General features: G+C 72.0%; 14 protein-coding genes. 7 read left to right on the top strand and 7 right to left on the bottom strand.

Annotation, left to right across the window (positions count from 1 at the left end):
* Positions 1-41: 41 nt before the first annotated feature.
* On the bottom strand, positions 42-1,229 hold the full coding sequence (locus AB0L59_RS03805) for a lipid-transfer protein (RefSeq protein ID WP_365578825.1): 1,188 nt from the start codon (positions 1,227-1,229) through the stop codon (positions 42-44).
* Between the two features lie 163 nt (positions 1,230-1,392).
* Here AB0L59_RS03805 and AB0L59_RS03800 point away from each other — a divergent pair, with 163 nt between their 5' ends.
* The 5 genes from AB0L59_RS03800 (at position 1,393) to AB0L59_RS03780 (ending at position 6,940) form a co-directional block, all read left to right on the top strand.
* Positions 1,393-3,141: an MFS transporter gene (locus AB0L59_RS03800; RefSeq protein WP_365578823.1), complete on the top strand. Its 1,749-nt coding sequence runs from the start codon at positions 1,393-1,395 to the stop codon at positions 3,139-3,141.
* A 177-nt stretch (positions 3,142-3,318) separates the two neighbouring features.
* The gene (locus AB0L59_RS03795) at positions 3,319-3,972 is read left to right on the top strand and encodes a class I SAM-dependent methyltransferase (RefSeq protein WP_365579503.1); all 654 of its coding nucleotides are present in this window, start codon (positions 3,319-3,321) and stop codon (positions 3,970-3,972) included.
* A 22-nt stretch (positions 3,973-3,994) separates the two neighbouring features.
* Positions 3,995-4,954 (top strand): N-acetylmuramoyl-L-alanine amidase, encoded by a 960-nt coding sequence (locus AB0L59_RS03790; RefSeq protein ID WP_365578821.1) that lies wholly within the window; start codon positions 3,995-3,997, stop codon positions 4,952-4,954.
* A gap of 83 nt (positions 4,955-5,037) precedes the next feature.
* Complete coding sequence (locus AB0L59_RS03785) at positions 5,038-5,823, top strand: DUF3824 domain-containing protein (protein ID WP_365578819.1); 786 nt, start codon at positions 5,038-5,040, stop codon at positions 5,821-5,823.
* Positions 5,824-5,929: 106 nt separating this feature from the next.
* Entirely contained in the window at positions 5,930-6,940 is a 1,011-nt protein-coding gene (locus AB0L59_RS03780) for an LLM class F420-dependent oxidoreductase (protein WP_365578817.1), read from the top strand.
* Here the strand turns inward: AB0L59_RS03780 and AB0L59_RS03775 are convergent.
* Entirely contained in the window at positions 6,937-7,509 is a 573-nt protein-coding gene (locus tag AB0L59_RS03775; protein WP_365578815.1) for a hypothetical protein, read from the bottom strand. The two genes, AB0L59_RS03780 and AB0L59_RS03775, sit on opposite strands and share 4 nt — an antisense overlap.
* 128 nt (positions 7,510-7,637) lie before the next feature.
* Here AB0L59_RS03775 and AB0L59_RS03770 point away from each other — a divergent pair, with 128 nt between their 5' ends.
* A complete protein-coding gene (locus tag AB0L59_RS03770; protein ID WP_365578813.1) occupies positions 7,638-7,931 on the top strand; it encodes a hypothetical protein in 294 nt (97 codons plus the stop codon).
* Positions 7,932-7,947: 16 nt separating this feature from the next.
* Here AB0L59_RS03770 and AB0L59_RS03765 read toward each other — a convergent pair whose 3' ends face one another.
* From AB0L59_RS03765 to AB0L59_RS03755, 3 genes are read right to left on the bottom strand one after another with little or no spacing between them, the layout of a single operon-like run.
* Positions 7,948-9,015 carry a prenyltransferase/squalene oxidase repeat-containing protein gene (locus AB0L59_RS03765; RefSeq protein ID WP_365578811.1) on the bottom strand — a complete coding sequence of 356 codons (1,068 nt, stop codon included), beginning with the start codon at positions 9,013-9,015 and terminating at the stop codon, positions 7,948-7,950.
* Positions 9,012-9,782 carry a class I SAM-dependent methyltransferase gene (locus AB0L59_RS03760; RefSeq protein ID WP_365578809.1) on the bottom strand — a complete coding sequence of 257 codons (771 nt, stop codon included), beginning with the start codon at positions 9,780-9,782 and terminating at the stop codon, positions 9,012-9,014. Before AB0L59_RS03760 ends, AB0L59_RS03765 begins: the two co-directional genes overlap by 4 nt.
* Positions 9,776-11,284 carry a glycosyltransferase gene (locus tag AB0L59_RS03755; RefSeq protein WP_365578807.1) on the bottom strand — a complete coding sequence of 503 codons (1,509 nt, stop codon included), beginning with the start codon at positions 11,282-11,284 and terminating at the stop codon, positions 9,776-9,778. Before AB0L59_RS03755 ends, AB0L59_RS03760 begins: the two co-directional genes overlap by 7 nt.
* Positions 11,285-11,504: 220 nt before the next feature.
* On the opposite strand from AB0L59_RS03755, the gene AB0L59_RS03750 reads away from it, so the two are divergent.
* Positions 11,505-12,137, top strand: coding sequence for a TetR family transcriptional regulator (locus tag AB0L59_RS03750; RefSeq protein WP_365578805.1), 633 nt, complete (start codon positions 11,505-11,507; stop codon positions 12,135-12,137).
* A gap of 303 nt (positions 12,138-12,440) precedes the next feature.
* Here the strand turns inward: AB0L59_RS03750 and AB0L59_RS03745 are convergent, their stop codons facing one another.
* Positions 12,441-12,674 (bottom strand): ferredoxin, encoded by a 234-nt coding sequence (locus tag AB0L59_RS03745; RefSeq protein WP_365578803.1) that lies wholly within the window; start codon positions 12,672-12,674, stop codon positions 12,441-12,443.
* A gap of 2 nt (positions 12,675-12,676) precedes the next feature.
* Positions 12,677-14,128, bottom strand: coding sequence for an aldehyde dehydrogenase (locus AB0L59_RS03740; protein ID WP_365578801.1), 1,452 nt, complete (start codon positions 14,126-14,128; stop codon positions 12,677-12,679).
* Between the last annotated feature and the right edge of the window lie 66 nt (positions 14,129-14,194).

Below are 14,194 nucleotides of genomic sequence, written 5' to 3'. Positions count from 1 at the left end.
TTGCATCAGCATTTCGGACCACCGGGCGTAGGGCGCGGGGCCTACGTCCTGCGCAGCACCGTCACCACCGCCGCCCCGCCCAGCCCGATGTTGTGCGCGAGCCCCACCCGCGCCCCGGGGACCTGCCGCTCCCCCGCCGCGCCGCGCAGCTGCCACACCAGCTCGGCCGCCTGGGCCAGCCCGGTCGCGCCCAGGGGGTGTCCCTTGGAGATCAGCCCGCCGGACGGGTTGACCACCCACCGGCCGCCGTACGTCGTCGCGCCCGACGCGACGAGCTTCCCGGACTCCCCGGGCGCGCACATGCCGAGGGCCTCGTACGTCAGCAGCTCGTTGACGGAGAAGCAGTCGTGCAGCTCGATCACGTCCACGTCCTCGATGCCGAGCCCGGCGTGCTCGTAGGCCTGCCGGGCCGCCTCCCTGGACATGGGCTGTCCCACGACGTCGATGCAGGAGCCGGACGCGAAGGACTCCTCGGTGTCGGTGGTCATGGCCTGCCCGGCGATCTCGACCAGCCCCGTCAGCGCGCGCTCCTCGGCGAACCGCCCGGACACCACCACGGCCGCCGCCGCGCCGTCCGAGGTGGGCGAGCACTGGAGCTTGGTCAGCGGCCGGTGGACGGGGCGGGAGGCGAGGACGTCTGCGACGTCGTACACGTCCCGGAACTGGGCGTAGGGGTTGTGCGCGGAGTGCCGGTGGTTCTTGGCGGCGACGGCGGCGAGCTGGGCCTCGGTCGTGCCGTACCTCTCCATGTGCTCGCGGGCCGCGTCGCCGAACATCTGCGCGGTGGGCGGGGTCGGCTCGAAGCCGTGCCGGGCGGCCATGATCCCGTAGTGCCGGGCGACCGGCGACGTCGAGAAGTCCCCTCCGTCGGCACCCGAGCCCAGCGCACCCTTCTTCATCTTCTCGAAGCCCAGCGCGAGCACGCAGTCGGCGGCGCCGCCCTCGACGAGCTGCCGGGCGAGCATGAGCGCGGTCGAGCCGGTCGCGCAGTTGTTGTTGACGTTGTAGACGGGGATCCCGGTCAGGCCGAGTTCGTAGGCGGCGCGCTGGCCCGCCGTCGAGGGCTGGAAGCAGTAGCCGACGGGAACCTGTTCCACGTCCGCGTAGGTGATTCCGGCGTCCGCCAGAGCCGCCTCACCCGCCTCCCGCACCATGTCCCAGTACTGCCATGAACGGGTCTCGGGCTTCTCGAACCGCGTCATCCCGACCCCGGCGACGTAGGCCTTCATGGCGCGAAGACTAGAACGCGTTCTATCAAGTAACCAGCCCCTGACGGAGAATCAGAGTCCCATGAACCGGTCAAGGATTGATTAGAGGCCCGAAGCAACGGAATAGTTGCCTGTGCATACGAGGTTTACCCAGCACTTATCACTACGGGGAGGCCTCGACTCCATGACCCACACGACGACCGACCAGCCGGCCCGAAGGGCGAGCGGCGCCGTGGTCCCGGTGCTCGCCTTCGCCGGCATCGTGGTCGCGGTGATGCAGACCCTGCTCGTGCCGGTCATCAAGGATCTGCCGCAGCTGCTGGACACCGCACCCTCCAACGCCACCTGGGTCCTCACCTCCACCCTCCTGTCCGGTGCCGTCGCCACGCCGATCATGGGCCGGCTCGGCGACCTCTACGGCAAGCGGCGGATGCTGGTCCTCAGCCTCGCCGTGATGGTGGTCGGCGCCCTGGTCAGCGCGCTCACCAGCCAGCTGCTCACCATGATCGTCGGCCGCACGCTGCAGGGCTTCGCGATGGGCGCGATCCCGCTCGGCATCGGCCTGATGCGCGACATGCTGCCGCGCGAGAAGCTCGGCTCGGCCATGGCCCTGATGAGCTCCTCGATCGGCGTCGGCGGCGGCCTGGCGCTGCCCGCCGCGGCCCTGGTCGCGCAGCACACGAACTGGCACGCCCTGTTCTACGGCGCCGCCGGCCTCGGCGTGGTCGCCATCGTCCTCACCCTCCTCGTCGTCCCCGAGTCCCCGATGCGGGCGGAGGGCTCCTTCGACCTGCCGGGCGCGATAGGCCTGTCGACCGGCCTGGTCCTGCTCCTGCTGCCGATCACCAAGGGCAGCGACTGGGGCTGGTCCTCCGGCACGACGCTCGGCCTGTTCGCCGCGTCGGTCGCCGTCCTCCTCCTGTGGGGCCTGTTCGAGCTGCGCCACCGGGCGCCCCTGGTCGACCTGCGCACCACCGCCCGCCCGGCCGTCCTCTTCACCAACCTCGCGTCGATCATGGTCGGCGTCGCGTTCTACGTCGTCTCCCTGGTCCTGCCCCAGCTGCTCCAGCTGCCGAAGGCCACCGGCTACGGCCTCGGCCAGTCCATGGTCGTCGCGGGTCTGTGCGTGGCCCCGCTGGGCCTGACGATGATGTTCACCGCACCCGTCTACGCCCGGCTGTCCGCCAAGTACGGCCCGAAGACCACCCTCATCATGGGCCTGCTGATCATCGCGATCGGCTACGGCGGCGGCCTCGGCCTGATGGACGCGGCCTGGCAGACGATCGTCACGTCCGTGGTCCTCGGCGCGGGCATCGGCCTCGCCTACTCCTCCCTGCCCGCGCTGATCGTCGGTGCGGTCCCGGCCTCGGAGACCGGCGCGGCCAACGGCCTGAACACGCTGATGCGGTCCATCGGCACGTCGGTGTCGAGCGCCGTCATCGGCATGGTGCTGGCCAACACGGCGAACGACGTGGGCGGCGTCGCGATCCCGACCATGCACGGATTCCGGGTGTCCTTCCTGATCGCGACCGCCGCCGTCGCGGTGGGTCTGCTGCTCGCGCTGTTCCTGCCGAGCGCCCGCCGCGCGGCTCCGCCGGAGCACACGCGGTTGCGGGCGAGCAGTGAGGAGGACGCCGCGCAGGAGCGGGCCGAGGAGGTGCTGCGGGGCTTCCGCGGGCGGGTTCTGGACGCCTCCGGTGTTCCGGTGGCCCGGGCCAAGGTCACGCTGATCGACCGGCGGGGGCGGCAGGCGGGGGCGGCCGTCTCCGACGAGGAGGGCGGCTATGTGCTCGCCGTGCCGGCCGAGGGGGCGTATGTGCTGGCCGCGAAGGCCTCCGGCCATGGCCCGCTGGCGTCCGCCGCGACGCACTCCGGTGAGGAGCGGGCCGTCGAACTGGATCTCTCGCTGCCCGGGGAGATCGTCAGCGCCTAGCCAGGCCCTGTCGTCCGCCGGCTGCGGCCGTCGTCGTGGCTCGTCGCGCCCACGCGGCGGAGCCGCATGTCGACACGGACCCCGCGCCCCTCGAAACGCACCCCCTGTCACCTGCGTGGCCGGGGGTGCGGCAGCATGGGCGCCCAGACAGACCGCCGTACGACCGAGAGGCGCCCCATGCCCGCCCCGTCCCCCAAGCCCGAGATCCTCGCCGCGTTCGAGGCCGCCAAGGGGTTCATGCCCGTGGACGAGGGGCTGGCGTTGTACGCGGCCGCGGCGGAGGCAGGGCGGCTGGGGCTGCCGTTGCTGGAGGTCGGCACGTACTGCGGGCGGTCCACGATCCTGCTCGCCGACGCGGCCCGCGCGGCCGGGGTCACGGCGCTGACCGTCGACCATCACCGGGGCAGCGAGGAGCAGCAGCCCGGGTGGGACTACCACGACCCGGAGACCGTGGACCGGGAGATCGGGCTGATGGACACCCTGCCCACCTTCCGGCGCACCCTGTTCAAGGCGGGTCTCGAGGACCACGTGGTCGCCCTCGTCGGCCGTTCTCCGCAGGTCGCGGCCGTCTGGGGCGCCCCGCTCGGGCTCGTCTTCATCGACGGCGGCCACACCGACGAGCACGCGAGCGCCGACTACGAGGGCTGGGCACCCCATCTGACCGAAGGGGCCCTGCTCGTCATCCACGACGTCTTCCCGGACCCGGAGGACGAGTTCACCGGGCAGGCGCCGTACCGGGTGTACCTGCGGGCGCTCGAGTCCGGGGCGTTCAGGGAGGTTTCGGTGACCGGCTCCCTGCGTGTCCTGCGGCGAACGGCAGCGGGGATCTGAGGCCCCGGTTAGAGTCACAGACGTGTCGTACGTAGGCCCCGAGTTCGAACCCCCGCAACAGCGCCGGCCCCGGCGCGGTCCGCTGGCCGTGGTGCTCGCCGCGCTGGTGCCCGGTGCGCTGCTCGGCTGGGTGGTGTACGAGGCGACGGGCGGTGGCGGAGGAGGCGGCTCGGACCGTACCGTCTCCGCGGCGCCCACGTCCGTGTCCTCCTCCGTCTCCGGGTCGTCGCTCCGCTCCGCCTCCCCCACGGACGACGGCAAGCCGGACGACGGCAAGCGTCCTTCGCAGGCGCCCGCGTCCGGGCCGCTGAAGGGGAAGGTCGTCGTCATCGACCCCGGGCACAACCAGGGCAACTTCCGGCACACGGCCGAGATCAACCGCCAGGTGGACATCGGCACCAACCGCAAGGAGTGCGACACCACCGGCACGTCCACCAACGCCGGTTACACCGAGGCCCGGTTCACCCTCGACGTCGCCCACCGGCTGCGCGCGCTGCTGGAGCAGCAGGGCGCCACGGTCGAGCTGACCCGTGACGGCGACAGCCCGGCCTGGGGGCCGTGCGTGGACCAGCGGGCCCGGATCGGCAACGCCGCGCACGCCGACGCGGCGATCTCCATCCACGCCGACGGCGCCGCGCAGGGCGACCGCGGCTTCCACGTCATCCTTCCCGGGTCCGTGCACGCGGGTGCCGCCGACACCCGCCCGATCGTCGGCCCCTCCCGCGACCTCGGTACGCGCATCGCCGGCACGTTCCTGCGCGACACCGGGGAGCCGCCTTCCAACTACCTGGGCAACGGCACCGGTCTCGTCACGCGCACCGACCTGGGCGGTCTCAATCTGTCAACGGTTCCCAAGGTCTTCATCGAGTGCGGCAACATGCGCGATAGCAAGGACGCGGCACTGCTGACCAGCGGAGCCTGGCGGCAGCGGGCCGCGCAAGGGATCTCTGAGGGAATCGTGAGTTTCCTGCGCGCTTCCTGACCGGTGGGCACAACCGGCCGGACAGCCGGATCTTGCGGACGGTAGTGTCTACCGACGACGAGACGACCTACGAAGGACCTGAAGTGAATATCCGCTCCCTCACTAGAGGCGACGGCGTGGTGATCGGAGCAGCGGTGGTGCTGTTCATCGCGTCGTTCCTCACTTTCGAGAGCATCTCCGGCTTCGGTGCCGGCCAGAGCCGTAACGCGTGGGACGACCTGGGCATGGGCCTGGGCATCTACATGGGCGCGGTCATCGGTGCCGTCCTCATCGTCGTCAACCGCTGCCAGCCGCAGCCCCGCAAGGTGCTGGGGCTCGACCTCGGCCAGGTCGGCACCGCGTTCCCGATCCTGACGGCCTGGACGCTGCTCTGGACGCTGATCGACGTGCCCGACGGCGTGGACGCAGGCGCCGGTCTCGTCCTCGGTCTCATCACCGCTCTCGTCCTCGCGGGTGCCGCCATCGCCTCCCCCCTCGTCCCCGCCCTCCAGGCCGCCCTGATCCCGGCACCCAAGCCGGTCGCCCCCCAGCCCTACGGCGCCCAGCCGCCCAGTGGTTACGGTTACCCGGGTGCCCAGCCGCAGCAGCCGTACGGTGCGCAGCCGCAGCCGGGCCAGCCGTTCGGGCAGCAGCCCCAGGGCGCTCCGGCGGCGCAGCCGGCGGCCCCTGCGGACTTCTCGCCGTTCTGGTTCGCCGTGCCGGCGGCCCGTCCGCTGTTCGCGGAGGACGGCTCGCCGACCCCGATCGCCGAACTGACCCCGGGCACCTGGTATTTGGCCGTCGAGCAGCGCGGTGCCGCGCTCGTCGCGCAGACGCAGGACGGCCGCCGTGGCGTGCTCCAGGACACCTCCGGCATCCAGCGCGGCTGAGCCCCGCACACCGCCGCACACGGCCCCTCGCCCCTTCCGGGCGCGGGGCCGTTGCCGTACAGTCGCCCCCCAGCAGTTAACTGACGGTTCGTCAGGAGGCAGGCGGATGCGGCTCGGTCTCGCACTCGGTTACTGGGGACGCGGCCCGGACGCCGGTCAGGTGCCGCTCGCCCGTGAGGCCGAGCGGCTCGGCTACCACTCGGTGTGGACGGCGGAGTCCTGGGGCTCGGACGCCTTCACCCCGCTGACCTGGATCGCCGCACAGACGTCGACGATCGGGCTGGGTACGGCCGTTGCCCAGATGGCCGCCCGCTCGCCGACCACCACCGCGATGCACGCGCTCACCCTGGACCACCTCTCCGGCGGGCGGATGATGCTCGGGCTCGGCCTGTCCGGGCCGCAGGTGGTGGAGGGCTGGTACGGCCGCCCCTTCCCGAAGTCGCCGCTCACCGCGACCCGGGAGTATGTGGACGTCGTACGGCAGGTGTTGCGGCGCGAGGCGCCGGTGGTCTCGGGCGGGCGGTTCCATCCGGTGCCGTACCGGGGGCCGGACGGCACCGGGCTCGGTAAGCCGCTGAAGTCCGTCACCCATCCGCTGCGGGGCGACCTGCCCGTCCTCCTGGGCGCCGAAGGCCCGAAGAACGTGGCCCAGACCGTCCGCGTCGCCGACGGCTGGCTGCCGCTGTACTGGGCGCCGAGCCGGCCCGAGGTGTACGGGGAGGTGGTGCACGAGCTGCCCGAGGGGTTCTTGGTGGCCCCGATGGCCCGGGTGAAGGTGTGCGACGACGTTGCCGAGGGGCTGCTGCCCGTCAAGGCCATGCTGGGCTTCTACATCGGCGGGATGGGGCACGCCTCGCGCAACTTCCACGCCGACCTCATGGCGCGCATGGGGTACGAGCAGGAGGCCCGGCGGATCCAGGAGCTGTTCCTCGCGGGGCGGCGCGAGGAGGCCGTGCTGGCCGTGCCGGACGCCTTCGCCGACGAGATCTCGCTGGTCGGTCCGCGTGAACGCATCGCCGAGCGGCTGCAGTTGTGGCGCGCGGGCCCGGTGACCGACCTGCTGGCCCTGTCACCGGACCCGCACACCCTCAGGGTGCTGGCGGAGCTGAACTCCTAGCTGCCCTTGGCGAGTTGCGACGACGAGGGCACCTGGTCCTTGACCGGGGCGCCGGCGCTCGCGCCCGCGCCCTTGACCTTGCCGATCACGTCGTTGAAGGAACCGGCCGCGTTGCCGTCACCGCCGCGGAGCTTGGCCGGCAGGTTCTTCAGGGCGTCGATGCCGGCGCCGAGCGGCGCGAGCGCCCTGGACAGGGCCGGGTCACCCTTGGCGTTGCGCTGGGCCGCCTTGAGGCGGTTGTAGGTGAAGGCGCCGGCCAGAGCGGCCTTCACCAGGGCGGCCTTGCGGCCGTGGGCGCCCTTCTTGAACTTGCCGGCCTTCCAGGGCTTCACGATCCACTGGTAGGTCGCGCCCGCCGCGAGGCCCGCGTTCGCCGCGAACCGGGTCTTGGCGAACTTCTGCCGTTCGGCGGAGGTGGTGGGGTTGGGGGTGGCGGCGGCGGGCATCGCCGGCATCGCCGCGGCCTCCTTCGTACCGGTCTTCTCGCCGCTGCCGCAGGCGGTGGAGCCGGCCAGCAGGGCGCAGCACAGGGTGAGCGCCACGCAGAGACGCCGTATGGGTACGGGCACGGGGTCCTCCGGACGTGTCGTCCCCGAGCGGTTTGCTTCCTCCGGCAGCCTCACCCGAAGCCGCGGCTTCCGCCACTCGGGGGAGGCCGTTCGGGTTTCAGCGCTTGCGGCCCGGCAATCCGGAGGGTATGTCTCCTCGATATCGCAACGGTGCGAATCAGGCCGGGACGGTCATCGCGGTCGTCGCCGACATCATGGCGCTGATCCTCGGCCTGTGGATCCTCATGTACCTGCTGGACGCGAACCGGGCCAACAGCCTGGTCCAGTTCGTCCACGACGCCGCCGCCTGGCTGGCCGGGTGGTCCCACGACCTCTTCACCTTCAACGAGGCCTGGGCCCGCGTGGTCGCAGGCTACGGCCTCGCCGCGGTGGTCTACCTGTTCGTGGGCCACGCCATCGCCAACCGGATGCACCGGCACTGAGACCGGCTGACCGGGCCTAGCAGCAGTCCGGGTCAAGCCCCACCGGCAGGTGGTCCCCGCCGAAGACCGCGCAGGTGGCCTCGTGGCCGCCCAGCGCGGCGACGGCGAGGAGGAGGGATCCGGCCGTCCAACTGGTGAGTTCCCGGGGCCAGATGGCGTCGTCCTCGAAGACATAGCCCGTCCAGTACAGGCCGCTCTCCGGATCGCGCAGATGCTGGATGGACTGGAGGATCTCCAGGGCGCGGTCGGACTCCCCCACCGCCCACAGCGCGAGCGCGAGTTCGCTGGACTCGCCGCCGGTCACCCAGGGGTTGGGGACCACGCAGCGCACGCCGTGGTCCGGTACGACGAACCGGTCCCAGGACTCCGCGATGCGGGCCCTGGCCTCCTCGCCCGTCAGCGCGCCGCCGAGGACCGGGTAGTACCAGTCCATCGAGTAGCGGTCCTTGTCGAGGAAGCGCTCGGGGTGCCGGCGGATCGCGTGCCGCAGCGCGCCGACCGCCAACTCCCAGTCCGGCTGCGGCTCTTCACGCTGTTCGGCGATGGCGAGCGCGCAGCGCAGCGCGTGGTGGACCGAGGAGCTGCCGGTGAGCAGGGCGTCCGCGGTGGGCGTGCCGTCGTCCTCGCGGCGCCAGCCGATCTGGCCGCCGGGCTGCTGGAGGGCGAGCACCCACTCCACGGCCGCGTAGACGGTCGGCCACATGCGGTCCAGGAAGGTGTCGTCGCCGGTGGACAGGTAGTGGTGCCAGACGCCCACGGCTATGTAGGCGACGAAGTTGGACTCGCGGGCGCGGTCGGTGACGTCGTCGTGCGCGCCGTCGGCGTAGGCGGCGTACCAGGAGCCGTCCTCGTTCTGGTGCCGGGCCAGCCAGTCGTAGGCCCGCTCGGCGGCCTCGTGCTCGCCGGCCGCGTCCAGGGCCATCGCGGCCTCGGTGTGGTCCCAGGGGTCCAGGTGGTGCCCGCGGAACCAGGGGATCGCGCCGTCCTCCCGCTGCACGGCGAGGATGCCGTGGACGGTCACGGCAGCCTGCTCGGCGGTGAGGACCCCGGGCAGGACGAGGTGTTCTGTCCGGGGGGTGGTCACTTGGCGGCCGCCTCGGAGGTCTCGGCCGCCGCCCCGGCGCCGGACAGACGCGGCAGGTGCGGCTTGGTCGCGTAGAGCACGAAGCTCTTGCCGATCAGCGGGTTCAGCGCCTGCTCGGCGACCCGGGTGGCGAGCGGCTTCTTCATGATGTCCCAGACCAGCAGCTTGTGGTACGCCCGTACCGGCAGCGCCTTGTCGTTGTCGACGCCGAACGCGCACTTCAGCCACCAGTACGGCGAGTGCAGCGCGTGCGCGTGGTGGGTGCCGTACGGCTTCAGCCCCACCTCGCGGACCTTCGCCACCAGCTCGTCGGCCTTGTAGATGCGGATGTGGCCGCCCTCGACCTCGTGGTAGGCGTCGGACAGCGCCCAGCAGACCTTCTCGGGGCCGTAGCGCGGCACGGTGACGGCGATCCGGCCACCGGGCCTGAGCACGCGGACCATCTCGGCGAGCACGCCCTTGTCGTCGGGGATGTGCTCCATCACCTCGGAGATGATGACGACGTCGAAGGACTCGTCCGGGAAGGGCAGGGCCAGGGCGTCGCCCTCCATGGCCGTGGCCGTGGCGCCCTCCGGCGCCTCCCCGGCCTCCTTCATCGCCGCGAACCACTTGGCGACCTCGCGGATCTCCTCACCGTTCTGGTCCAGGGCCACGACCTGGGCGCCGCGCCGGTAGCACTCGAAGGCGTGCCGGCCGGCACCGCAGCCGAGGTCCAGGACTCGGTCGCCGGGGGCGAGCGGGAACCGGGAGAAGTCGACGGTCAGCACGTGGCCCTGCTTTCGGGGTAGACGCCGGTGTCACTCGTCGAGGCCGCGGACGCGACCCTCGTCGAGGTCGCGGTAGCAACACTCGGTGCGGCCGCGGGGCGGCCGGGTATCGGGGCCGCGGAGCCGGTGTCGCTCGGCGCGGAGCGGCCGTCGCGGCGGGCGCCCGCGGGACGGGCGTCGCGGGCGGGGCTCGCGGAGCGGCCGTCGCGGGCGATGGCCTCGCGGTAGCGGGCCACCGTGCCCTCCGCGGCGCGGGCCCAGGTGAACTTCCGCAGCACCCGTTCACGGCCGGCACGGCCGAGCCGCAGCCTCAGCTCCCGGTCCCCGAGCAGCCGGCCGAGTCCGGCGGCCAGCGCCCCCGCGTCGCCGGGCGGCACCGCGAGGCAGGTCTCGCCGTCGCGGCCGGCGACCTCGGGGATCGCGCCGCCGGTGGTGGCGACCAGCGGGGTGCCGGTGGCCATGGCCTCGGCGGCGGGCAGCGAGAAGCCCTCGTACAGCGAGGGCACACAGGCGACCTCGGCCGAGCGGATCAGGTCGACCAGTTCCGCGTCGGAGATGCCCTTGACGAAGTCGACGGCGCCTTCGAGGCCGTACCGCTCGATCGCCGCCGCGACCGGGCCCTCGGCGGGGCGCTTGCCGACGACGACGAGATGGGCGGCCGGGTGCTCGGTGCGCAGCTTGGCCAGCGCCTCCACCAGGAACACCAGCCCCTTGAGGGGCACATCGGCGCTGGAGGTGGTGACGATCCGGCCCGGCACCTCGGGCACGGCCGGATTCGGCGCGAACAGATCGGTGTCGGCGCCGATGTGGATCACGTGAACGCGGTCGTCGCGGACACCGAGGTGGTCGACGATCTCCTGCCGGGAGGTGCCGGAGACGGTGAGGACCGAGGGCAGCCGGCGCGCGACGCGCTTCTGCATCCGGGTGAAGGAGTACCAACGGCGCACGGAGTAGCGGCGCTGCCAGCCCTCCGCGGCGTCCAGCTCCAGCTGCCGGTCCACGGTGATGGGGTGGTGGATGGTGGTGACGAGGGGGGCGCCGATGTCGCCCAACAGGCCGTAGCCGAGCGTCTGGTTGTCGTGGACGACGTCGAACTGACCGCGCCGCGCGCGCAGATGACGGCGGGCACGCAGGGAGAAGGTCAGCGGCTCGGGGAAGCCGCCGGTCCACATCGTGCCGACTTCGAGGGCGTCGATCCAGTCCCGGTACTCGCCCCACCCCGGGGTACGGAAGGGGTCCGGCTGGCGGTAGAGGTCGAGGCTGGGCAGCTCGGTGAGGGTGAGCCGGGGGTACCCCTCGTCCAGGACGGGGTACGGCTGGGATCCGATGACCTCGACGCGGTGGCCCAGCCGGGCCAGCTCACGCGAGAGGTGGCGTACGTAGACACCCTGACCGCCGCAGAACGGGTTCCCTTTATAGGTGAGGAGCGCGATGTCGAGCGGTCGCTCGCCGTCGGCAGCGGGGTCCTGGTCGGCGCCCGCAACCCGGGCCTCAGCGGTCACTCCGTGCCCCCTTCTGCCTGCGCTGTCCCGCGAGATTACGACGGGACGCTAATCTAGAACAAGTTTCAGACTTGATCGTTCAAGAGGCTCTGAATCTACCGGCAGGTAGGGGCGCTGTGAGCAGTGGATCAGGTGATTCGCGCCACGGCGCGCCGCCCTGCCATGCTGTCTGATCACGTGCCCCACAGACGCCTTCACCGACTGTCACGGAACGGGACCCATGCCTGCGGAATCCAAGGTGGAAGCCAGTACGGTCCGGCCCGCCTCGTCGCCGCTCACCGAGCGGCAGGAGGCCCGCCGCCGCCGGATCCTGCACGCGAGCGCGCAGCTCGCCAGCCGGGGCGGTTTCGACGCCGTGCAGATGCGCGAGGTCGCCGAGTCCTCGCAGGTCGCGCTCGGCACGCTGTACCGGTACTTCCCGTCCAAGGTCCACCTGCTGGTCGCCACCATGCAGGACCAGCTGGAGCACATGCACGGCACGCTGCGCAAGAAGCCCCCCACGGGGGAGACGGCCGCCGAGCGGGTCGCCGAGACCCTGATGCGGGCCTTCCGCGCCCTCCAGCGCGAGCCGCACCTGGCCGACGCGATGGTCCGCGCCCTGACCTTCGCCGACCGCAGCGTCTCGCCCGAGGTCGACCAGGTCTCCCGCCAGACGACCCTGATCATCCTGGACGCGATGGGCCTGGAGAACCCCACCCCCGAGCAGCTCTCGGCGGTCCGGGTGATCGAGCACACCTGGCACTCGGCTTTGATCACCTGGCTGTCGGGCCGCGCCTCCATCGCACAAGTGAAGATCGACATCGAGACGGTGTGCCGCCTGATCGACCTGACGGAACCGGGCGTCGAACGCTGACACCTCGCTGTACGCCCTGGGGCGGTGCCGTACCCCGTCCTGGGTCCGGCGCGGGAAAGCATCCGGTCCTCGATGTGGTCGCCTGCCCGAAGTCCGGTCGCCCCGTTCTCGATGTGATGGAATCGACCATCGACGTCATCGGCGGCGCGTTCCGCGTGCCCGGCGGATCGTCCGTGCACACAGACGGAGATTTCGCCGGATTTCAACCGAGCCCCTGACAGAACCGTGCCACCCACCGGTCAGGCTGCCCACCCTCAGCGGTCCGCCGGAACCACTGGAGCGTGCCCGGCGGCTCCGGCACCGCTACTCGTCCGGCGGGAACACGGCCTCCCCGCCCTCCAGCAGCGTGATCACGATCGCCTCGACCGGGCAGCTCTCGGCCGCCTCCAGGACGGGTTCGCCGGCGTCGGTGTCCGCCTGGACCGGATGGGACTGGCGGGCGGAGTCGAGGCGGAAGGCGTGCGGGGCGTGGTGGAGGCACTGGGCCGAGCCGATGCACACCGACCGGTCGACCTCGACGTGCCAGCGGTCGCCCATGTTCAGGCCCCCGCCGGCAGGTGGATCATCTTGTGCTCGAGGTACTCGCCGAAGCCCTCCGGGCCGAACTCCCGGCCCAGGCCGGAGTTCTTGTAGCCGCCGAACGGGCCGAGCATGTCCAGGCTGAAGGTGTTGACCGAGTAGGTGCCGGTGCGGACCTGCCGGGCGATGTCGATGCCGTGCTCGACGTCCGCCGTCCACACGCTGCCGGACAGGCCGTAGTCGGAGTCGTTGGCGATCTCCACGGCCTCGGCCTCGTCGCCGTACGGGAGCAGGCAGATGACGGGGCCGAAGATCTCCTCGCGGGCGATCCGCATGCCGTTGTCGACGTCGCCGAAGAGGGTCGGCTCGACGTACCAGCCCTTCTCCAGCCCCGCCGGCCGGCCACCGCCCGTGAGCACCTTGGCGCCCTCTTCCTGCCCCATCCGGATGTAGTCGAGGCTGCGCTGCTGCTGGCGCCGGGCGACCAGCGGGCCGACCTGGGTGGCGGGGTCGAGCGGGTCGCCGACGTGCAGCGCGCTCGCGGCTGCCGCGAAGGCGTCGGCGAACTCGTCGTAGCGGGTGCGCGGGACGAGTATGCGGGTCTGCGCCACGCACGCCTGCCCGTTGTTCATCCAGGCCGCCGGGACGATGCCGGCCACCGCCGTCCGCACGTCCGCGTCCGGCAGGACGACCGCCGCCGACTTGCCGCCCAGCTCCAGTGTGACCCGGGTGAGATGGCGGGCGGCCACCTCCATGACCCGCTTGCCGGCCGCGACCGAGCCGGTGAAGGAGACCTTGTCGATGCCGGGGTGACCGACCAGGTACTCGCTGACCTCGCGGTCGGCCGGGAGGACGGAGAGGACGCCCTCGGGCAGCCCTGCGTCGCGCGCGATCTCCGCCAGGAGGTACGCGTCCAGGGGGGACTCCGGGGACGGCTTCAGCACGACCGGGCAACCGGCCAGCAGCGCGGGCGCGAGCTTGGCGGCGGCGACGAACTGCGGGACGTTCCAGGGGACCACGGCGGCGACGACGCCGACCGGCTCACGGCGGACGAGGATCGGCCCGAGGACACCGTCCCGGCGCTCCTCGTACGTATGGTCCCGCGCCACCCTGATCGCCGCGTCCCACACCATCATCGCGCCGAGCGCCTGGGCGAGCACGCTCCAGGAGTACGGGGAGCCGTTCTGGGAGGAGATCACCCGGGCGATCTCCTCGTGCCGGGCGGCGATGCCGTCCTTGATGCGGGTGACGACCTCGATCCGCTCCGCCTGGGCGGCCCGCGGCCACGGACCCTCGTCGAAGGCGCGGCGCGCGACGGCCACGGCCCGGTCCACGTCCTGCCGGGAGGCGTGCGGCACACGGCCGATGACCTCCTCGGTGTGCGGGGAGATCACCTCGATGACCTGCTTGCCCAGGGGGTCGGTGAACTCCCCGCCGATGAACAGCTGTCCGTGTTCCACGAGCTCGGCCATGACCGTCCGCCTCCCGCCGCACCGCACGTATCTGACGCTGCTTCAGAACTGATACCAGTTCTACTT

This window comes from Streptomyces sp. NPDC052109 (assembly GCF_040680195.1).
Lineage (GTDB): Bacteria > Actinomycetota > Actinomycetes > Streptomycetales > Streptomycetaceae > Streptomyces.
The sequence above is the reverse complement of the archived record's forward strand: the minus strand, read 5'-3'. Positions and strand labels throughout refer to the sequence as shown.